The organism is Bradyrhizobium genomosp. III, assembly GCF_000261705.1.
In the GTDB taxonomy this organism is placed as follows: domain Bacteria; phylum Pseudomonadota; class Alphaproteobacteria; order Rhizobiales; family Xanthobacteraceae; genus Bradyrhizobium; species Bradyrhizobium ottawaense.
This window is the reverse complement of the sequence record NZ_AJQF01000440.1, coordinates 1-19,513: the sequence shown is the minus strand read 5'-3', so window position 1 is coordinate 19,513 and position 19,513 is coordinate 1. Positions and strand designations below refer to the sequence as shown.

The window sequence follows — 19,513 nt, the reverse complement described above, 5'->3', positions numbered from 1 at the left end:
GAGATATGTGCATGCCCTAGTGCGAACGCAGGGACCCATAACCCCAGGAGGAGTTTGGCGAAGACAAGCAGCGAAAAGTCTGGGCGCGGTATTGCGACCGCGCCCCATCGATAAATCCCGCGGTATGGGTCCCTGCGTTCGCAGGGACGACAGCGGAGTATGTGGCGCCTCTACACCGCCACCTCGTCGCCGAGATACGCCACCGCCGCCTCCAGTCCGCCCTTGCCGTGCGGGATCTTCAGGGCGTTCAGGCCGATCTCGATCACCCCGAGCGTGCCGAGCAGCATCGGCGCGTTGACATGGCCCATATGGGCGATGCGGAAGGCCTGGCCCGAGAGGTCGCCGATGCCGGTGCCGAGCACCACGCCGCACTTGTCCTTGCAATAGCGTTGCAGCACCGCCGGATCATGGCCGTTGCTCATGGTCACCGTGGTCACGGTGTTGGAGCGCTCGCTGGCCTCCGCCACGTTGAAGCCGAGCACCTGGCCTTCCGACCATGCGCCAACCGCGCGGCGCGCGGCTTCGCCGAGCAGGCTGTGGCGGCGGAAGGCGTTCTCCAGGCCTTCCTCGTGCAGCATGTCGATCGCCTTGCGCAAAGCGAACAAGAGATGCACCGGCGCGGTGCCGGCGTATTTGCGATAATTCTCGGTGCCCTCGCGCTCGCTCCAGCTCCAATAGGGCGTCGACATGTTGGCCTTCTTGTGCACCTCGAGCGCGCGCGCATTGGCGGCGACGAAGCCGAGGCCGGGGGGCGTCATCAGGCCCTTCTGCGAGCCGGACATCGCAACATCGATGCCCCATTTGTCCATCTCGAACGGCATGCAGCCGAGCGAAGCGACGGTGTCGACCATGTACAGCGCCGGATGGCCGCTCGCCTTGATCGCCTTGCCGATCGCCTCGATGTCGTTCTGCACGCCCGAGGCCGTGTCGACCTGGACGACGACGACGGCCTTGATGGTGTGCTCCTTGTCGCGGCGCAGGCGCTCCTCGACCTCGTGCGGCCGCACCGCGCGGCGCCAGTCGCCCTTGAGCACCTCGACCTCGGCACCCATCAGCGCCGCCGCATTGCCCCAGCCGATCGCGAAACGGCCACTCTCCAGCACCAGCACCTTGTCGCCGCGCGACAGCACGTTGCTCAGCGCCGCTTCCCAGGCGCCGTGGCCGTTGGCGATGTAGATGTAGGACTTGCCCTTGGTCGAGAACAGTTTCGAGATGTCGCCGAGCAGGCTCTCGGTCAGGTCGAGCATCTCCTTGGAGTAGATGTCGATCGCCGGACGATGCATCGCCCGCAGCACCTCGTCGGGCATGGTGGTGGGCCCGGGGATGGCCAGAAATTCCCGGCCCGCGCGAACGGTCATTGCTCTTGATCCTTGTTGCTTGAGAACGGACTGGTGAGTTTGTTGAATCAGGTTTTACGCGCCGTGAACCGCCAAGAAAAGCACGCAAAACGCAGGTCTGGGGCTCTCATCTCTTGGTCTCGCGGCAGCCGGCGGCTTCCGCCTCTTCGACCGAGCAGAACCAGCGGGTGCCCTTGCTGATCTTCATCTTGATCTGGGTGTACCAGCGGCTGGTCGGCTGGTGAAAGATGCATTCTCCGGCGCTGTTGACGTTGCCCTTGATGGTGCAATCCGGGGAGGGCGCCACCGGTCCCGAGGCCGAGGCGAGCAGCACCGCATGCGCCCCGTCGGGCGGCTTGGTGGCGCCGAGGATGACGGTCTTCTTGTTGCGCTCACGCCAGTCCCAGGGCGCGATGAAGGCGCCCTGCCACATCCCGGCTTTTGCCTCACGCGCGGCGGCCTCGTCGGGCTCGTAGTCCTTGGAGATGCGGGTGTAGGCCAGCGCCCAGCCGCTGCGCACCAGCCATTTCTGGATGTCCTCGCCGCCGACCTCGCAGCGCGCCACGGTGCGGCCGCGCCGGTCGATCGAACGGGTATGGCAGACCCAGCTCTTGCCCTCGGCGTATTTGGCGAGCTCGTCCCGCGCCGCGACGCCGCAGGTCCAGCGTTCGCTCTTGGTGTTGAGGCAGAGCTGGTCGACCGCGGGCGCATCGATGCCGCCGAGCCGGATCCGCGTGTTGCCGATCACCACGGCATCGCCGGCGCGCACCTTTGCCGTGCCGGTGATGTCCGTGGCCAGTGCCAGTGACGGGAGAGCGAGGAGAGACAGCGCAATCAGGACTTTTCGCAACATGCCGGCCCGCGTGTGATGAAATGTCGATAGAGCGCGCGATTGTGGTCGGCTTTTGGCCATCGGGCCAGCTTATGCTCAACAGATAGGCTTTCAACTTCCCGTCATTGCGGGAGGTCTCTCGGCTCGTGTCCCGGACGCGGTGCGGCGTGTAACGCCGCTCCGCAGAGCCCAGAAATCCACAGACACATCTCGCGGAGGCATGGGCCCCGGCTCTGCAGCGCACCGCACCGGACGATGCTTCGCATCGCGGGGGGCGCTGCGCTGCGTCCGGGGCACAGGTACAGTGCGCCCTCACCCCCGCGTCATCGCCCGCTTCGCCACCGCGAGCCCCATCAGCACGAACGCCGAGGTCACCTCCGGCCCGCCCACCAAAATCCGCGTCGGCGTCTTCATCTTGTTCCACTCATAGGCGCGGAACGGGCCGCGGCGGCCGCCTTCGCCGAGACCGGCGACGATCACGTTCAGTGCCGGCGCAAAGGCGCGCGGGTCGGCGCCGAGATGGCCGAGCGCGATCAGCGCCAGCGCCGCGTCGAACACGTTCATCTCCGCGGCCATCAGCTCGCCCTTGACGTAAGACAGCACGCGATGGCGGATGAAGTCGAAATCGCCTGCGGGATCGATCGCGGCCTGGGCCGCCAGCGGCAGCGCCAGGAACGCCGCATAGCAGCGGCCAAAATACGCACTGTAGAGCTCGGGCAGATAATAGATGTGCGAGCGCGGATTGGCGAAGGCGCCGCTCGCCGCCAGCCGCTTCTGGAAACCGATGATGCGGTGCACCGTGGCGAGCCGCGCCGGCGTCTCCAGAATTTTCCAGCGCGCCAGGTTGCGAAAGCTCACCTCGAGAATGTCGAGATTGAGCGTCGGATCGAGATCGTTGCCGTAGGGACGCTCGCCCTTGAGGTTGTCGATCCAGGTCGCGACGCCGCCCTCATAGTCGATATTGTCGTTGAGCGGCACGGTCACGCGCGGCTCGTTGACGCCGGCGCGCACCTGGTAGCCGGCGTAGAAATCCAGCAGCGGCTGATCGATGATCTCATCAAGGCAGCCGGCCTGCGTCGCAGCGGAGATCGAGCAGGCCGTGGTGTCGCAATCCGGCACGTAAACGCCGAAGCCGAGATCCTGCTTGATCTGCGCGAAGTAACGGGAAAAGCGCGGATGCGGCGCGGGCGCCAGCGCGGTGACGACGTTGAAGCGCGCACCGTCGATGCCTTCGACCTCCTCGCGGCTGATGTTGACGCAGAAATCCACCATGTCGGCGATGGCGCGCTCGGCTGCAATCTTGTCGGCCGGCGAGGCAAGTCCGGTCTCGCCATAGCTCAGCAGTGCCTCGATGAAGAACGCATCGTAATAGGCCGAGCGGTGGCGGATCTGCACCGGTTCCCACATCGGCTCCGCGATGCCGGTCCAGGGCGGATTGACGACGGCGCGCGCCGGCGTGCGCGCGATGAAGACACGGGCGAGGTTGAACAGCAGCGAGGAATTCTTGTAGCCGCGTGCGTTGAGGCCCGTGAGCGCCATGATCAGCTCGCGCCCACGAAAGTCAGGGTCGCCGATCAGATTGAAGGCGGCGTAGGTCGGCAGAAAGCCGTTTCGGCGGTACGAGCCGAGCAGATGCTGCGCGCAGTCGCGGATCACGCCGTCGATCTGCGCCTCTGGCGGCGCGGAGCCGGTGAACATCGCCGGCGGCGGCCTGGGATGGTCGAGCGCGATGCTGTCGACGAGATCGGCGACCGGCTGGCCGACCGCCGCCCAGTCCGGCTCGGCCTCGTCGCGGGCGCGCGCCAGCGCCGCGCGCAGCGCCGTCAGCCTGGCCTCGTCGCGCAACTCGGGCAGTCCGGCCCGCCGCAGCAGCACCCGCAGCGCGGGGTTGCCGAGCGCGGTCTTGTAGAATTTGGCCAGATGCGGATCGCCGCTGGCCGCAGCAGACAAGACGGGATCGCAGACGTCGTAAAGCGAGGGGCCGTCCTTCCGCGCGGTCAGCGCCCGGCAGGCGGCGCCGGCAAAATAATGAAAGCTCATGAAATACCTGGTCGCGGGGCCTTTGGCGGGGTTTTGGCCGGGGGCCGGCCAGCGCGCTTCCAGCCACGCGCCACCCCCTGCAAGTCGTTGAAAAGGCTATCCGGATTCGCAGGAAATACAAATGTGATGGAAGTCACGGAAAAAGCCGGCACGAAGGCTGCAGGATCGAGGCTCGAAAGGGCTGTCGGGGAGGGAAAACCAACAAATCTGCGCAGGAGAATTAACGAATATCGTCAGTGGCTTAGCTCAAATTTTGGGCAATCTATTGCCGGGCACCCTATATGCGGTTAAAGGTTTGTTTGGTGCGGCGCCGCAAATTGCGCGCAATTCGGGGGCACATCCCCGGCCAATCCCTCAAACCTAAAGACGCTATCGCGCTACTCAAACAGTGTGCGCGCGTGTGGCTGGTCTTTGGCACAGGAAACGAACGAGATGAATGTAAAGCAGCTCGACCTTTCCCGACGCACCATCGCGTTGGCCGCCGCCCTGATCGGCACGGTCTCGCTGGTGATCGGCGCCCATGCTGCTCTCAACATGCGCGCGATCGATGCTGCCAAGGCCGTCTCCACCGACCAGATCACCGGCTCGATCGGCCAGACCTCGCGCCTGGCGCTGGTCATCGGCAATGGACATTATCCCGACGCCAGCGCGCCGCTGACGCAGTCGATCAACGACGCCCGCGCGCTGTCCTCGTCGCTGCGCAAGAACGGTTTTGACGTCGACATGGTCGAAGACGCGACCAAGGACGACATGGTCCGCGCCGTGGGCCGCCTGAAGTCCCGGATCAAGCGCGACACCGTCGTCATGCTGTTCTTCGGCGGCTACGGCGTGCAGGCGGGACGCGAGAGCTACATGCTGCCGGTCGATGCCGTGATCTGGAAGGAAAGCGACGTCCGCCGCCAGGGCGTCTCGATCGACGGCGTGATCGACATGATGAAGGAGCAGGGCGCCAAGGCCAAGCTCGTCGTCGTCGACGCCTCCCGCCGTAACCCCTACGAGCGCCGCTTCCGCTCCTACAGTCACGGTCTCGCGCCGATCAGCGCGTCCGACAACGCGCTGATCCTGTCCTCGGCTTCGCCCGGCAAGGTCGTCGATGACGGCAAGGGCGAGCACAGCGTGCTGGTCAGCGAGTTCCTGAACAACCTCAGTGCGAAGGGCAGCGCCGAAAGCGTCTTCAACAAGACCCGCGTCGCCATCTCCCGCGCCAGCGAAGGCGACCAGGTCCCGACCGTCTCCTCATCGCTGCTCGAAGACGTCCATTTCGGCGAAGCCGGCGGCTAGTTTCTATCAAATTTACGATCTCTCGTGCCCCGGACGCGGCGCATCATGCAATGATGCGACGCTGAGCCGGGGCCCAGTTTTTTTGACCGTCGCTGTGTGACGAGATGGGTCCCGGCTCTGCGCAGCAGCGTTACACCCTGCAGCGCGTCCGGGACACGAGGAAGCCTACTTCGCCGCTTCCGCGGCCATCACCGGGCGCACCGGATCGCCTTCGCGCAGGAGCGCGCCGGCGCGGGCGACGACGACATCGCCGTCGTTGAGGCCGTCACGGACCTCGATATTGCCGCCCGACATCAATCCGACCTCGACACGCTTGGTCTCGACGCGGTTGCGGCGGATCACCTGCACCACGGTGCCGGCGGATGAATATTGCACGGCGGTCAGCGGCACCGCGACGTTGCAGCTCTGCCCGGTCTTGATCAGCGCGCGTCCGCTCGCCTTCAGCAGCAGCCGCTTCTGCGAGGAGATGCCGATATAGACCATGCCCTGCTGGATGTTCGGCTCCACGGTCGGACCGATGCGGCGCACCTTGCCGTCGATGTCGCCGGCGCCCGCGATCCGCACGGTCGCCGGCTGATTGACCGCGAGCTTGCGCATGTCGGTGGTTGCCACCAGACCGACGAGATCGTATTCGCTGCGCGCCACGATCGTGAACAAGGCCTCGCCCTTGGCCGAGGCGAAGTTGCCGATCTGCGCGGTCGACGTCGCGATCACGCCCGCCACCGGTGCGGTGACCTGCAGCGTGCCGCCCTCGGGGAGCGCCAGCCGCGCCAGCACCTGGCCGGCGGTGGTGGTGTCGCCGGCTTCGGCCAGCACGTCCGTGACCTTGAGGCCCGGACGTTCGGGCCGCACCGAGGTTTCCTCCCGCGCGATGATCGTGCCGGTGGCCTCGACGATGTCGGAGAAGCAGGATTTTGCGACCTTCAGCACCGTGACCGCCGGCCCCCTGGGCGCGTCGTCATCGGCGGCTGCGGCCGGATCGGGACCGAGGATGAGCATGCCGGCGACGGCTGCGGGGCACAGGCTTCGAACGACGGCACGGGGCAAATGACGCATCGGAAATTCCACGGGGGCTATGCCTCCAATCGATAGCAGATGGCAGGGCTGCGGACTACGGCAGCGTTGTCCCAAAAAGGGTGGCCACGCCGCCGCGGGCCGTCGCAGCAAGTCTTTGATTAGTCGCTGGATTGGGCAACAGGTTCGCTTTTCCCGGGCGGGCGCGCCGCGGTCGGCACTACTCCCAAAGTGCCGCCGATCACGGTCTTCTCATCTGCCGGGGGCGCCTGTAAGGAACTAGAATCAGGATGACGCGGCAGGGCGGCCGCACAGCTCATGGTCGAGGCGGTATGCAACGGTTCGTTTGCGAGCAGAATATCGTTCATTTCGAGCGGCTGCTCAATGAAACGGCCGACCCGACGGTCCAGAACACCGTGCGCGCGCTGCTGGCATCGGCCAAGCGCCAGTTGGCGCTGCTGAACTCGGCGGCATCAGGGGCCGATACGACGCCGTTCGAACAGCGCCGGCGGCAGCACGGCGACACCGACACGATCCGGCAGCAATTCCAGCCCGAATTCGATGCCTCCCCGCATCCCTATATGCTGCTGGACCCGGGGCCGGGCCTCGTGATCGTCGACGTCAACGATGCCTATGCAGCCGCGACTTTGACCAGCCGGGCCGAAATCGTCGGCCGCTCGCTGTTCGAGATGTTCCCTGATAATCCCGACGATCCGCTCGCCGATGGCGTCAGCAATCTCTACAGCAGCTTGAGGATCGTCGGCGAAACCGGGCGGGCCCATGCCATGGCGATCCAGCGTTACGACATCCGCGATCCCGGCGGCACCTTCGTCGAGCGTCATTGGCAGCCGATCAACTCGCCGATCCACGACACGACGGGCCATCTGGTCTATCTGCTGCACCATGTCGAGGACGTCACGGCGCAGGTCACGGCACAGGTCGCGGCGCGGGCCTAAACGGCCCGTCAGCCGCGGCGCTCACCCAGCAGCTTGCCGTTGGCCCGGTCGATCAAATGCAGGCGCGTGCAGGCCGGACAGGACACCGACACATGCGTGCGGTCGGCGGGCTCGTCGCCGAGCCGATGCTGCACGTTCATGCCGGTCTGCGGGCATTTGAAGACGATCTGACGGTCCATGACCGATGATATGACGACAAGGCGCGCCTTCCGAAATTACGGATGATTACGTAGGTCGGCGGCGGCGCCCCTCACGGCAGGTTCAGGAACTCCACCCAGTTCGGCTTCTTGCCGGTGGGGTAGGATTTCAGCCTGGCCAGCGCGCCGCTGCCCTGGTCGATCGCATAGACCGTCATGCTGTCGGAGAGCTCGCCGACCGCGGCGAGGTAGCGCCCCGTGGGATCGATGTGGAAGCCGCGCGGCTGCTTCTCGGTCGGCACGCTGCCGATCGTGGTCAGCTTGCCGCTGGCGGCGTCGACCTTGTAGGCGGTGAGCGTGTTGGTGGTGCGCTCGGAGGCGTAGAGGAAGCGGCCGTCCGGAGTGATGTGGATGTCGGCGGCCCAGGGTTTTCCCGAAAAGCCTTCCGGCAGCGCCGTGGTGCGCTGGATCTCGTCCCAGGCGCCGCTCCTGGCCTCGTAGGTGAATGCGGCGACGTCGCCGTTCAGCTCGTGGATGAGATAGACGAACTTGCCATTGGGGTGGAATACGAAGTGCCGCGGCCCGGATTTCTCCGGCACCTTATGGGCGGGCGGATCGTTCGGCGTCAGCGTGCCGGTCGTGGCATCGAACGCGAAGCCCAGCACCTGATCGGAGCCGAGATTGGTTGCGAACACGAAGCGGTTGTCGGGCGAGGGCAGGAAGGCGTGCGCGTTCAGCCCGGTCGGGATCACCTGCTTCGGCTCGCCGGCGACGCCGTTGGCGGAAAGCGGATTCAGCGCGACCTTGTTGCCGCCATAGGAGGCGCTGAACAGGAATTTTCCGCTGCGGTCGACGGCGATGTTCGCCATGCTGTCCGCGAGCGGTCCGTTGCCGATAGGACTGAGCTGGCCCGTCTTGGGATCGATCGCAAAGCTGACCGCCTGGAATGGCTGCGAGCGGACACCGGCAATCAGCACGCGGTGGTCGGGCGTGATCGCGAGCGGCGTCGAGGAGCCGGGCTTGTCGACGCCCTTGAAGGCGGCCGTCTGCACGGGCGTCATCTCGCCGCTCTCGGTCATCTTGAACACGCTGATGTCGTTGCTGTCGGCGTTGCCGACATAGGCGAAGGTCTCGGCCATGCCGGCGTGGACTCCAGAAATGAGAGTGAGGGCTGCGAACAGGGTGGTGGCGATCGCAGCGCGTCGCGTTTTGGATGCGATGCGTCGGGTCGATCTCAACATGGGCTCCTCCTGAGGGCCGGTCGCGGCCTTGTCGTTTTGCCGGCGAGGATAGCGGGTGGCGCGCCGCCGCACCAAATTCCAGTTGGGATCGATCGATGCCGAAATTGTATCGGTCGCCGGAGAGCGGCTACCGCATCGCCGCGGTCCGGGAGGGCAGATGCGGGCTGGACGGATGAGCGGGTGGTCCGAGCACAGTCCAGACGGCGACCGCCACCAGAGCGGACGTCAGGATGGTCCAGGCGATGAGTCGTTTCCGCATCTGGTCGAATCCGTCGCTGTCATGAAGCCGCGGGCACCGGAATCGTGCACTGCAAACCGCGGCAATCCTATGAACTCGTTCACAGGCGAAAACGGCCGGCGCAAGGCGAACCAATGCCGCGCGAGCGCATTGAACCGGCATGCCCCGTGAAAACGATCTCGAAGGTAAGCCCGACATGGGCGGCAAGCATGGCGGTCAGGCCGGCCAGCCCAAGTCGCCGCCGCGCCCGCACCAAGGCGAACATGATGAGGACGTCGTGGCAAAGCGCCACACCGGCCAAACCGATCAGGCGTCGCCGCCGACCAAATCAAAATAGCGTCTTGCCGCGCGGTCCTGCCGCGCCTCGTGTTGGGAACCGCGGCATCGCTCTGCCGTTACCCGTTCCCGCAGGCTGAGAGATTGAAAACGGAGGCTGGCTCGTGTTTTGGATTTATTGGAACACCGCCTGGTCGCTGATCATCAGCGGCATCATGGTTGCCACCATCGTCAGCCACCCCGATTCCGAGTTTGTCGAAGTGCAGGCCGCCAGACGGTCGGTGTGAACATCCTGTCCTTGTGGAGTTCGTCGCGGCTCAAATCATGCTGCCCGGCATGAAGCAGCGGATGATGCGAACCAGCCCTTGAGCGGCGAGTTCGCGTATCGGCCGTCGTCGCGAGCCTGCGCGGCGAGGCCCCCTGCTCCCAGGATGTCGGTAAGTGACCCCGAAGCAGACGTTCTGAGCTGCTGGCGATCACAGCCGGGCTTCTGCCGCCGAGAACAGTCGTTCGCTCCGCGGTCCTGCAATCTCATACCGCCGACATCGGGTCGACGTGTCCGGAGGGAACAGTTTCGTCTGGTTCTACAGGCAGCGTGAACTGAAAGATGGCGCCCCTAGGTTCATTTGCGCCGGCCCACATCCGTCCACCGTGCGCCTCGATGATCGAATGGCAGATGGCCAGACCCATGCCCATCCCCTTGGATTTTGTGGTGAAGAAGGGGTCGAAGAGGCGGTCCATCGTCCTCGGGTCCAGTCCCGGACCAGAATCCCGCACGCTGACGAATACGCCGTTCGAGGCAGTTCTGCCGGTGCTGATCAGCAGCTCCCGCACCCCATCGCCCATTCCTCCCATCGCCTCGACTGCATTGATGATCAGGTTGAGGATCACCTGTTGAACCTGGACCCGATCCGCTTGAATCGGTGGAAAGTCCTCCGCAAGTCGCGTCCGCACCAGTACGCCATTCTTGGCCGCTTCGAGACGGGTCAGGGCGATGACCTCAAGTACCACCGGGTTGATCTCCAACGCTACCCTCTGTTGAGGCGCCTTCTTCACCAGGGCCCGGATCCGCCCGATTACATCGCCGGCTCGCAGACCGTCGTTGACGATACAATCGAACATCTGCCGGACCTGCTCCAGATTCGGCGGCTGGGCAGCCAGCCAGGACAATCCGGCCTCGGCGTTGGTGACCATCGCGGTGATCGGCTGGCTGACTTCATGGGCGATCGAGGCCGCGAGCTGCCCCATCATGGTGACGCGATTGGCGTGCGCGAGCTCCGCCTGCGCAGAGCGCAAGGCCTCTTCGGCCCGCTTGCGTTCGGTGATGTGCCGCCCGACGCCGCGGTAGCCGATGAAGCACCCCGTCTTATCGAACACCGGCAGCCCCGAGACGGACACATAGCGCTTGCTGCCGTCGCGGGCCGGCCTAGCGAGCTCAAAATCACGGAACGACAGATGGGCATCGAGCGTTTCCCGGTGCTTGCGCCAGGCCTCTGCGTCAGGCTCAAGGTAAGGCACTTCCCAGCGCGTCTTACCGATCTCCGACTCCGCCGCCGGCGCGTCGACGAGGCTCTCCGCGAATTCCTGGCGGGTAAAGCGATGCTGCGCGTCGGTCTCCCAGTACACGTCGAAGGAGAATTGCACGAGGGTGCGAAAGCGCTCCTCACTCTGGCGCAACGCCTCTTCCGCCCGCTTGCGCTCGGTCAAATCAAGGATGAAGCCAACGCCTTGATTTGTACCCTCTTCGAACATCGCCCCGCCGATTAGCACGGACACACGGCTTCCGTCTTTACGCAAATACTCCTTCTCGAATGGCGCGAGGGTCCCGATCAGCTCCAGCTCCGCAATGTTACGTGCGTCGAGGTCGCGCCATTCCGGCGGCGTCAGCATCGTACGGTGCAGGCGTCTCGCGGCGAGATCCTCGCGGTCGTAACCCACGATACGCAGAAACGCGTCGTTGGCCTCAAGTATGCAACCTTCGAGGTTCCAGATCATGACCCCTATGATGTTGGAGTCGACGAGGCGTCGAATCTTCCTGTCGCGCTCCAGGAGATCGCTGTGGAGCTGCACGTTCTCCTCGGTTGCCTTTCTCCGCCGCTTCGCCTCGATCCGCGCGAGCGCCATCGCGGTCCCCACCAGGACGGCGCCGATGACGCCGGCTGCGAGGCCAAGCCGCGTCCTGCGTCGTTCGAGGTCCCCGGCGCGCTTCTCCCAACCTACGAGCTGAAAACGCTCAACGTCCTGCAACAGGTCGATTTGCAATCGGATATCGTCCATGCCGCGGATCATTGCCTGGGCCGCCTGCCCGGATACGCGGGCCGCCGTTTTGACGAGGTCGTCGATCTCACGCAGCTTTTCTGAAATGATCAGAGCCAGATGTCCGGCGCGAAAACTCTGTAACGGATCGTTTGCGACCAGAGTCTGGAGCGCCTCAGTCTCCCGTCGTACGCTTTCGTCCGAGACGCCGTAAGCCTTGAGATAAGCCGGGTCGAGGGTGAGCAGATACCCGCTCCTTTCAGTCTCCAGGTCGACGATGATCGTCCGAAGCCGATCAAGGGTGTCAATGACCTGGCCGCTGTGCTCGAGCGAGAGATTGATCGCCTCGCCGTCACGCCAGCTTTGGAGACCGAGCAATCCGGTCACCGCGGACAACGTCAGAAGCGCTGCAATCACAGGGATCAGCGGTCGTGCAAACCATCGCGAAAAGTGGCTCCGAGCAAAAGCTGGCATCGGCTTCGTGTCTTCGGTGACCGCCCGGCGGTCGCGTGATAGAATGGCGGGCAGCGCATGCACGCAACGATAGCACATGCGCGTTGGCGCGGGACCCGGGAACCCAACATTCCCGGCCACGCATCCCGGCTTCGCAATGGCGCGAACTGACGGATATGGCTCAGCTTCGCATCCTGTGAATGCCATAGCTGGGGGAGCACCATCATGGATGGAAACTCATCAAGCGGTCGCGCGCCCGTCAGCCGGCGCAGCTTCGCCAAGGGATTGGGCGCTGCGGGAGCAGTCTTGCCGGCCTTCACCATGTTACCGCGCACGAGCTTGGCCGTGGATGACCAGGCCTATGCCAGCGCCGCAATCGACTGGAAGCAGTTTGCGGGGCAGGCGATCACGCTCGCAGGTGCGATCCATCCCTGGTCCAGTGCGATCACGCCGCTGTTGCCGGATTTCACCAAGCTCACCGGCATCAACGTCGTGACCGACTTTGCACCGGAAACCACATACCTGAGCGCGATACCGATCAGGCTCGCACGCGGCAGCAGTACACCTGACGTTTGCATGTTCGCCACGTACGGCCAGGGCATCTCCGGAGGGTGGCTCGAGCCGCTGAACGCTTATTATTCCAAGAAGTCGCTGACCGATCTTGTTTGGTATGACGAGCGCGATCTTCTCAAGACCGCCCGGACTTTCTCGCTGTGGCCGGACGGCGAGAGATACGGCTTCACGATCACGTCCGAGGCGATGACCCTGTTCCTCAACAGCGAAATGTTGGCAGCCAAGGACTTGCCGGCTCCCCAGACTTTCGACGAACTGCTCGCGACCGCCAGGGCAGTCAAGACCGATGCGATATCGGGAATCGCGATGCGAGCCCAGGCGGGCGGCAATTCCACCCCAGCGGCCATGGCTTTCGTGTTCTCTTACGGTGGCGCCATGATCAAGGACAACAGGGCCGCTTTCGCGAGCCCTGAGGCGATCGCGGCCGTCGACATGTACGGACGGCTGCTCCGCGAGGCCGGGCCTATCGGGGTCGGCAGCTATGAATGGTACCAGGTGCTGGACGATTTCCTGCAGGGCAGGACAGCAATGGCGATCGATAGCAGCAACTTTGCGACCGACATCTCCAATCCAGCGAAGAGCCATGTCGCCAAGCAGGCGGGGTTTGCAGCCTTTCCGCATCTCCCCGGCCGCGAACCCGTCCCCTTCATGTCGCACTGGCAGGCGTGCATCAATTCCAAATCAAAGAACAAGCAGGCCGCTTTCCTGTTCCTGCTATGGGCAACGAGCAAGCCGACCTCGTTGCGGACCGCAGCTGCGGGACTGGCAACGACACGGCTGTCGGCCTGGTCGAGCGAGGCTTTCAATAACGCATTCGGCCGGCAAGCAGCCGAGGCAGCACTGAGCAACTTGCAAAAGGCCGATGTCGATCGCGCCAAGGCAATCCTTTTCCACCCGCAATCGAGACCCATCCAGGATGTCTTCATGATTGGCGTTAATGAAGTCGTGTCCGGAGTCAGATCGGCAAAGGATGCAATGATCGCCGCGGCTGAAAAGGCCAATGCCGCGATCCGTGGATAAGGGAGCCGTCCCGAAGCAGTACGCGCGTCATGGCTCGCGCGAGTAGGGCGGATCAACGTCGGCTGGCCGATGGACGGCGGACCTCATCGCCGGCTGTGGCTGACAGCCGAGTGTGACCCATTGCAGAGTCGACGAGATTGATGTGGTAGAAGTCTTTCTCAGTCCAAGTTTGTCCGGCGGGTTAGGCCGCACTTGTGAGATACATAAACTCCGCAGCGTTTTCCTTTCAGCGTCGCGCCGCTAAGCCGCAACCGCCTGCGACGCCAGCAGCTGCTTCAGCTTCGCAGCCGGCACGGCCGGGCTGAACAGCCAGCCCTGCATCTGGCTGCATCCCAGCCGGCGCAGCACCTCGCGCTGGGCTTCGGTCTCGACGCCTTCGGCGGTCGTCGCCATGTGGCGGGCCGCGGCCATGTGCACCACGGCCTGCACGATCGGGGAGGAATCTTCGGACTGACCGATGTCGTTGATGAAGCTGCGGTCGATCTTGATCTTGTCGAACGGGAAGCGGTGCAGATAGCTCAGCGAGGAATAGCCGGTACCGAAATCGTCCAGCGCGATGCGCACGCCGAGCTCGCGCAGCTGCTGCAGGATCGTCAGCGCCTCCTCGTCGTCGCGGATCAGCACGGTCTCGGTGATCTCGAGCTCGAGCCGGCCCGGTGCAAGTCCGGACTCCGCGAGCGCGGCAGCGACCTTCAACGCCAGCGTCCGCGAGCGGAACTGCACCGGTGAGACGTTGACGGCGATGTGAATCTGGCCGGGCCAGGAGGCGGCCTCACGGCAGGCCTGCTTCAGTACCCATTCGCCGATCTCGCCGATCAGTCCGGTATCTTCCGCCACGGGAATGAAATCCGCCGGCGAGACCATGCCGCGCTCGGGATGGCGCCAGCGCAGCAGCGCTTCGCAGCCGGTCACGACATTGGCCGCGAGATCGACCAGCGGCTGGTAGTGCACCTCGAACTCGCCGCGGGCGAGGGCCTGGCGCAGATCGAGCTCGAGCTGACGGCGCAGCCGCGCCTTGGCGTCGTATTCGGGCGCGAAGATGCGGAAGGTGCGGCGTCCCTCTGACTTCGCCGCATACATGGCGAGATCGGCGCGCTTGAGCAAATCGTCGAGATTGTCGCCATGGTCGGGCGCGATCGCGATGCCGATGCTGGCATCGGTCGGGACCTCCTGGCCCTTGCAGTCCACCGGCGTGCGCAGCGTCGTCAGGATCTGCTCGGCGAGCGCCGTCAGCTCGGCCGGATCGCTCGTGCCGGCCTTGACGATGGCAAACTCGTCGCCGCCGAGCCGCGCGACGAGGTCGTTGCCGCTGACGCAGGCGCGCAGGCGCATCGCCACCTGCCGCAGCAATTCGTCGCCGACCTCGTGTCCCAGCGAATCGTTGACGCCCTTGAACTCGTCGACGTCGATATAGAGGATGGCGAACGGCTTGCCTTGGGTAAGCTCCGCCACGCGCCGCTCCAGATGGCCGCGCAGCAGCACGCGGTTGGGCAGGTCGGTCAGCGCGTCGTAATGCGCCATATGGGCGATGCGCTCGTCGGCGCGGATGCGCGCGGTGACATCGTCGTGGGTCGCGAGCCAGCCGCCGGCAGCGCCGGGCTGGTTCTTGATCTCGATCAGGCGGCCGTCCGCGGTCTCCACGATGGCGCTCTGGGTGCGCCCGACATGGCTCAGAATGTCGTCGCAATAGGCCCCGACGTCGCCATGGAACGAGCCGGTGTCATGGCGGTGCCGGATCACGTCGCGGAAAGTGGTGCCGGGCTTCACCACGTCGGCGGACAGGCCGTACATCTCGATGTAGCGCCGGTTGCAGACGATCAGCCGCTCGTCCTGGTCGAACATCAGGAGCCCTTGCGTCATCGTGTTCATCGCGGTGTCGAGCCGCTGCTTTTCGAGCGAGAGCCGGTTCGTCACCTGGCGGAAGATCAGGAACAGCGTCAGCACCAGCAGGCCGATCGACAGCACGGCGACGGTGACGAAGAATTTCGTCTGCGTGCGCCAGGTCGCAAGCGTCGCATCCAGCGACTTGGTCGCGACCACGACCAGCGGCTCGCCGGCGAGCAGGCGCGAGGCGACGATGCGGTCCTTGCCGTCGATCGGGCTGGCGAGCTGCGTGGTGACAAAGGTGCGGTCGAACACCGCCACCTGCTCCGGCGTGCCCTTGCGAAAGTTCTGCCCGATCATCGCATCGACACGCGGAACGCGCGCCAGCAATTGGCCGTTCTGGTGGTGCATCGCGATCGAGGATTCCTCGCCGAGCCCGGTCGAGGCGAAGAAGGATTCGAACTGCTCGGGCGCGATCGCGCGCGAGACCAGCCCGAGGAATTCGCCATGCGGGCCGGACACGCGCCGCGCGAACACGATCGCCGGTCCGCTGCCGAGCCGGCCGTTCACCACCTCCACGTCTTCCTGCGCAGTCGGATCGTTCTTGAGGCGGTTGAAGTAGCCGCGGTCCGCGACCGAGACGTCGGGGACCGGCCAGCGCCGCGACGAGTTGATCAGCATGCCCCTGGAATCGAACAGATTGGCGCCGGCGACGTCGGTCCAGCCGCTGGCTTTCGCACGCAGCACCTCGTGCATGGCCAGCGTGCCCATCTCGCTGCGGAAGATGTCGGCGGATTCGATGCCGCGGCTCTCGAGCTCGGTGATGATGCTCTTCTGCAGCACCGCGAAATCCTCGAACTCGCGGTCGAAATGCCGGGCCAGCAGGCGCACGGAATTTTCAAGGCTGTCGCGGCCGCTCTCGATTGCATTCTGCCGGAAGCGGTCGACGGTGAGCGCGGTGCCGATTGCGGTCGCGGCCATCAGCACGAAGCCGCCGACGATCAGCCATGTCAGTGGCGCTCCCCGCCAGCGACGGAGCAGCGCGCGCATGCGCGCGGTCCATCGGATCGATGTGCCCATCCAGCCCTCCCGTGGGATGCAAGGTGCAGCAAAACCGACAAGACCCCGTTACCAGCGAGGGTTAGGAAACTATGAATCGGAACGAAATCAGAGGGTTGGTTCCAGCGATCGCGGCGATTGCGGTGTACTCACCGCCTGATCTCCCACTCAAGCGCTTCCGCATTGCCCTTGGCGAACATCGCGGGGACATCGAACTTGCCGGTCTTGAGGTCATAGCGGCATTTCCAGTCGGCGAGTCCCTTCACGGCGACGTTCTTCGGATGCTTGTCCATTTCGCCCGACAGCGAGATCAGCAGGTAGCGGTTGTTGGGCCAGTCGACGCCGAGCCAGCGATACCCATCCTCCGTGCCTTTCATCAGATTGGCCGAGATGTGGTAGTCGAGCTTCATCTTCTTGGTGTCGGGACGGCTGTGGAAATAGGCCCAGGCGAGATCGCTGAGTGATTGCTTCGTTGCGCTTACGAACTTCCCGTTCTCGACATGGTAGAGAAAGAGGTCCTGCGAGCCCGAGCCAGTCTTCTGCATGCGCACCAGCCATTGCGAGTCGCTGGTGAAGCGGAAGCCGGCGCCATAGCCCTGCTCGGGCTTCAGCTCCGTCATCTGATCCCCGCGCCGCGCCCAGACCTGCCATTTGACGCCGAAAAGGTCTTCACTGTCCTTCATGTACTGCTCGAGCTTGGTGGCGCCGTCGGGCGAGGTGAAGGCCAGCTCGGCATTGTCGGTGAGGACAAACCCCGGCGGCGGGCCGGAGGCTGAAAGCGCGGGGGAAGCGGCAAGCGTCAGGGCAAGCGCCACCCCAAGGGTGAGATTTGGGGCGGAACGGCAAAATGCGGTCACGGGAAAATTCCTCAAAAAATGCCGCGATGCGGCCTCGCGTGATTTGACGCCGGCGGGGTGGCGCCGGTTCATCCCTGAGTGCCGGGACGGAGGTCTCATCCCATCGACCGTCTTGCTGCCGCAGCCAATTCGGCGCACCCTGCCGCCCTCGGCTGATTTGCCACCCAAGGTTCTTTTCCGATGATGACCGCATCCAAGGCCTTCATTGCTCTTTGCCTGCTCGCACTGGTCGGCACGGTGCTGGTGATCGGCCCGACCGAGCTGCGCCGCCTGCTGCCGGACGGGACCAAGACCGCCGTCGCCGCCAAGCCCGAGTCCAAGGTCGAACCAAAGGTCGAGGCCAAGGTCGACCTCAAGCCCGAGCCGAAACTGGAACAGCCCAAACCGGACCAACCAAAGCTTGCCGCCATCGCGCCGCCTGCGCCCGCGGCGTTGCCGTCGCCGGCCCCCGAGCCGAAGGTGGCCGCGCTGGGCGAGATTCAGAAGCAGGTCACGGCGCTGCCCGATCTTGCACCGGTCAAGCCGCCGCCGGCGGTCGCCGACACCGGCCCCCGTTTCGACGTCGCCCGCGTCGACGATCACGGCGAGGCGGCGGTGATTGCGGGCCAGGCCACGCCGGGTGCCAAGGTCGAGCTGCTACGCGACGGCAAGCCGCTGGATACGGTGGTCGCGGACGCTTCGGGTCAGTTCGTCATGACCCCGCCGCAGCTTCCCGCCGGCTCCTATGAATTGACGCTCCGCGCCAGGGCGCCGGATGGCACGGTCACGCAGTCCAGCCGGACCATGCCGGTGACCATCGCCGAGGCGGCGCCGCCGCCCGCGCGTCCGGCACCGGTCGCCAGGCAAGACGTGAAGCAGGCCGAGAAGCCGGACGACAAATCGGATGTCGTCGCCGCCCTGCAGTCGGGCTCGCCGCATCTGGCCGCGGCATCCGACAGGCTCGCGGCCCGGCCGAAGCTGGTCGGCGCGCCGAAACCTCGCGTCATGGCGCGGGCGCCGGCGGCGACGACCGTTGCATCGGCCTCGCCGGCGGATGGCCTCAGCGCTGCGCCGGCGGAGACCGGCAGCCGGGTGATTTCCCGAGGCGACAGCCTGTGGGCGCTCAGCCGGCTCGCCTATGGCGACGGCGCCCGCTACGCCGTGATCTTCAAGGCCAACCGCGACAAGATCCACAATCCCAATCTGATCTATCCCGGCCAGACGTTTGTGATGCCGCAAAAGGCGGAGTGAGGGCGCGGTCTTTCTCCTCCTTCTCCCGCGAGCGGAATGAAGTCAGCCGCCGCCCGCGACGCTTTGCCCTGTATCCCCCGGGGAACATTTGGTTCCCTCGCGCGTCATCTCGATGCGCCGCAGTGCGCGCGCGGGCAGCCGGGAGGAGGCCGAATTGGTCAGGTCAGCGGTCGTGTCAGGACGCATGGGACTGGCGCTGGCTGGCGCGACCATCATGATGGCGGCAGTGCTGCTGCCCGGTAAGGCCGAAGCGCAGTTCGGATTGCGCGGCGGTCCGCTTGGCGTCGCACGCTTCGCCGTTGGCCATGTGATCGGCATGTCGCGCTTGCGCCATTCCCGCATGGCGGTGCGGGGCGGCCGATACCGCTCCGCCGCGTTGAGGTCGCAAGATCCACGTCAAGATCCGCGCGGCGCCGAGCGCGGCCAGAATTCCAATCCTTACGTCCTGCGTGCGGCACTCACGGCGCAAGCGGCCTTGTCGGGCTGGCAGGGCGGTCGCCGACCGCAGGGTTGGTGGCGCCATCCCGACGGCAGCTACGGCTGGGTCGGCCCGGTGTTCTGGCCGTTCGCGCATGACGACCTCACCAATGCCGTCATCTTCGGCGATGCGACCAGCCTCTCGCTTTACGGCTATGGCGACATCTATGCCGCGCTCTTCGCGCCCTATGCGGCGACCGAGCTCGCGGCCTACACCGCACCGCAAGGCCGGCGCGGGCGACGGGTCCCGACTGCGGAGACCCTGTGCGAGGCCAGCGACACCGGCGGTCTGCCGGTCGACCGCATCGCTAGCGCCCTGCAGCCGAACGAATTGCAGCGCGTGGCGCTCGACGAGCTCGCATCCGCCTGGACCAATGCGCGCGACACCATCCGTGCCGCCTGCCCGGCGCAG

General features: G+C 65.2%; 16 protein-coding genes and 1 pseudogene. 7 read left to right on the top strand and 10 right to left on the bottom strand.

What is annotated here, in order from left to right:
• Nucleotides 1-170: 170 nt before the first annotated feature.
• The 3 genes from IC66_RS0135050 to IC66_RS0135040 all read right to left on the bottom strand — a co-directional run bounded on the left by IC66_RS0135050 (nt 171) and on the right by IC66_RS0135040 (nt 4,209).
• The gene (locus IC66_RS0135050; protein WP_038950765.1) at nt 171-1,358 is read right to left on the bottom strand and encodes a pyridoxal-phosphate-dependent aminotransferase family protein; all 1,188 of its coding nucleotides are present in this window, start codon (nt 1,356-1,358) and stop codon (nt 171-173) included.
• A gap of 106 nt (nt 1,359-1,464) precedes the next feature.
• The gene (locus IC66_RS0135045; protein ID WP_028143867.1) at nt 1,465-2,190 is read right to left on the bottom strand and encodes a thermonuclease family protein; all 726 of its coding nucleotides are present in this window, start codon (nt 2,188-2,190) and stop codon (nt 1,465-1,467) included.
• Between the two features lie 291 nt (nt 2,191-2,481).
• Nucleotides 2,482-4,209, bottom strand: a complete 1,728-nt coding sequence (locus IC66_RS0135040) for a hypothetical protein (RefSeq protein ID WP_038950764.1) — start codon at nt 4,207-4,209, stop codon at nt 2,482-2,484.
• Nucleotides 4,210-4,641: 432 nt separating this feature from the next.
• Here IC66_RS0135040 and IC66_RS0135035 point away from each other — a divergent pair, with 432 nt between their 5' ends.
• Complete coding sequence (locus IC66_RS0135035) at nt 4,642-5,490, top strand: caspase family protein (RefSeq protein ID WP_028143869.1); 849 nt, start codon at nt 4,642-4,644, stop codon at nt 5,488-5,490.
• Between the two features lie 165 nt (nt 5,491-5,655).
• Here IC66_RS0135035 and IC66_RS0135030 read toward each other — a convergent pair whose 3' ends face one another.
• Nucleotides 5,656-6,546 (bottom strand): efflux RND transporter periplasmic adaptor subunit, encoded by an 891-nt coding sequence (locus IC66_RS0135030; RefSeq protein ID WP_028143870.1) that lies wholly within the window; start codon nt 6,544-6,546, stop codon nt 5,656-5,658.
• Nucleotides 6,547-6,836: 290 nt separating this feature from the next.
• Between IC66_RS0135030 and IC66_RS0135025 the strand changes: the two genes are divergently transcribed.
• Nucleotides 6,837-7,460: a PAS domain-containing protein gene (locus tag IC66_RS0135025; RefSeq protein ID WP_028143871.1), complete on the top strand. Its 624-nt coding sequence runs from the start codon at nt 6,837-6,839 to the stop codon at nt 7,458-7,460.
• 8 nt (nt 7,461-7,468) lie between these two features.
• Here IC66_RS0135025 and IC66_RS47890 read toward each other — a convergent pair whose 3' ends face one another.
• From IC66_RS47890 to IC66_RS49005, 3 genes are all read right to left on the bottom strand, one after another.
• Entirely contained in the window at nt 7,469-7,639 is a 171-nt protein-coding gene (locus IC66_RS47890; RefSeq protein WP_018321596.1) for a hypothetical protein, read from the bottom strand.
• 71 nt (nt 7,640-7,710) lie between these two features.
• Nucleotides 7,711-8,838, bottom strand: coding sequence for a lactonase family protein (locus tag IC66_RS0135015; RefSeq protein WP_038950763.1), 1,128 nt, complete (start codon nt 8,836-8,838; stop codon nt 7,711-7,713).
• Between the two features lie 127 nt (nt 8,839-8,965).
• Nucleotides 8,966-9,097 carry a hypothetical protein gene (locus tag IC66_RS49005; RefSeq protein ID WP_256379454.1) on the bottom strand — a complete coding sequence of 44 codons (132 nt, stop codon included), beginning with the start codon at nt 9,095-9,097 and terminating at the stop codon, nt 8,966-8,968.
• Nucleotides 9,098-9,236: 139 nt separating this feature from the next.
• Here IC66_RS49005 and IC66_RS46640 point away from each other — a divergent pair, with 139 nt between their 5' ends.
• Together IC66_RS46640 and IC66_RS49000 are read left to right on the top strand one after the other, a co-directional pair.
• Entirely contained in the window at nt 9,237-9,413 is a 177-nt protein-coding gene (locus IC66_RS46640) for a hypothetical protein (RefSeq protein ID WP_157158143.1), read from the top strand.
• 103 nt (nt 9,414-9,516) lie between these two features.
• The gene (locus IC66_RS49000) at nt 9,517-9,639 is read left to right on the top strand and encodes a hypothetical protein (RefSeq protein WP_256379453.1); all 123 of its coding nucleotides are present in this window, start codon (nt 9,517-9,519) and stop codon (nt 9,637-9,639) included.
• A 244-nt stretch (nt 9,640-9,883) separates the two neighbouring features.
• Here IC66_RS49000 and IC66_RS43885 read toward each other — a convergent pair whose 3' ends face one another.
• Nucleotides 9,884-12,082 (bottom strand): PAS domain S-box protein, encoded by a 2,199-nt coding sequence (locus tag IC66_RS43885; RefSeq protein ID WP_083859368.1) that lies wholly within the window; start codon nt 12,080-12,082, stop codon nt 9,884-9,886.
• Between the two features lie 285 nt (nt 12,083-12,367).
• On the opposite strand from IC66_RS43885, the gene IC66_RS0134995 reads away from it, so the two are divergent.
• Nucleotides 12,368-13,654, top strand: a complete 1,287-nt coding sequence (locus tag IC66_RS0134995; protein ID WP_244429212.1) for an ABC transporter substrate-binding protein — start codon at nt 12,368-12,370, stop codon at nt 13,652-13,654.
• Nucleotides 13,655-13,894: 240 nt separating this feature from the next.
• Here IC66_RS0134995 and IC66_RS0134990 read toward each other — a convergent pair whose 3' ends face one another.
• Both IC66_RS0134990 and IC66_RS0134985 read right to left on the bottom strand, forming a co-directional pair.
• A complete protein-coding gene (locus IC66_RS0134990; RefSeq protein ID WP_038950760.1) occupies nt 13,895-16,558 on the bottom strand; it encodes a bifunctional diguanylate cyclase/phosphodiesterase in 2,664 nt (887 codons plus the stop codon).
• A 128-nt stretch (nt 16,559-16,686) separates the two neighbouring features.
• Nucleotides 16,687-17,394: a hypothetical protein gene (locus IC66_RS0134985; RefSeq protein WP_028143875.1), complete on the bottom strand. Its 708-nt coding sequence runs from the start codon at nt 17,392-17,394 to the stop codon at nt 16,687-16,689.
• Nucleotides 17,395-17,574: 180 nt separating this feature from the next.
• Here IC66_RS0134985 and IC66_RS0134980 point away from each other — a divergent pair, with 180 nt between their 5' ends.
• Both IC66_RS0134980 and IC66_RS0134975 read left to right on the top strand, forming a co-directional pair.
• Nucleotides 17,575-18,624 carry a LysM peptidoglycan-binding domain-containing protein gene (locus IC66_RS0134980; protein WP_038950758.1) on the top strand — a complete coding sequence of 350 codons (1,050 nt, stop codon included), beginning with the start codon at nt 17,575-17,577 and terminating at the stop codon, nt 18,622-18,624.
• 184 nt (nt 18,625-18,808) lie between these two features.
• A pseudogene (locus tag IC66_RS0134975) lies at nt 18,809-19,513 on the top strand (Spy/CpxP family protein refolding chaperone); the annotation flags it as partial.

What these genes read in the sequence shown, in the direction of transcription:
- IC66_RS0135045 (WP_028143867.1), bottom strand. Translation starts at nt 2,190, where the DNA reads ATGTTGCGAAAAGTCCTGATTGCGCTGTCTCTCCTCGCTCTCCCGTCA.
- IC66_RS0135030 (WP_028143870.1), bottom strand. Translation starts at nt 6,546, where the DNA reads ATGCGTCATTTGCCCCGTGCCGTCGTTCGAAGCCTGTGCCCCGCAGCC.
- IC66_RS43885 (WP_083859368.1), bottom strand. Translation starts at nt 12,082, where the DNA reads ATGCCAGCTTTTGCTCGGAGCCACTTTTCGCGATGGTTTGCACGACCG.
- IC66_RS0135050 (WP_038950765.1), bottom strand. Translation starts at nt 1,358, where the DNA reads ATGACCGTTCGCGCGGGCCGGGAATTTCTGGCCATCCCCGGGCCCACC.
- IC66_RS46640 (WP_157158143.1), top strand. Translation starts at nt 9,237, where the DNA reads ATGCCCCGTGAAAACGATCTCGAAGGTAAGCCCGACATGGGCGGCAAG.
- IC66_RS0135040 (WP_038950764.1), bottom strand. Translation starts at nt 4,209, where the DNA reads ATGAGCTTTCATTATTTTGCCGGCGCCGCCTGCCGGGCGCTGACCGCG.
- IC66_RS47890 (WP_018321596.1), bottom strand. Translation starts at nt 7,639, where the DNA reads ATGGACCGTCAGATCGTCTTCAAATGCCCGCAGACCGGCATGAACGTG.
- IC66_RS0135035 (WP_028143869.1), top strand. Translation starts at nt 4,642, where the DNA reads ATGAATGTAAAGCAGCTCGACCTTTCCCGACGCACCATCGCGTTGGCC.
- IC66_RS0134990 (WP_038950760.1), bottom strand. Translation starts at nt 16,558, where the DNA reads ATGGGCACATCGATCCGATGGACCGCGCGCATGCGCGCGCTGCTCCGT.
- IC66_RS49005 (WP_256379454.1), bottom strand. Translation starts at nt 9,097, where the DNA reads ATGCGGAAACGACTCATCGCCTGGACCATCCTGACGTCCGCTCTGGTG.
- IC66_RS0134980 (WP_038950758.1), top strand. Translation starts at nt 17,575, where the DNA reads ATGATGACCGCATCCAAGGCCTTCATTGCTCTTTGCCTGCTCGCACTG.
- IC66_RS0135025 (WP_028143871.1), top strand. Translation starts at nt 6,837, where the DNA reads ATGCAACGGTTCGTTTGCGAGCAGAATATCGTTCATTTCGAGCGGCTG.
- IC66_RS0135015 (WP_038950763.1), bottom strand. Translation starts at nt 8,838, where the DNA reads ATGTTGAGATCGACCCGACGCATCGCATCCAAAACGCGACGCGCTGCG.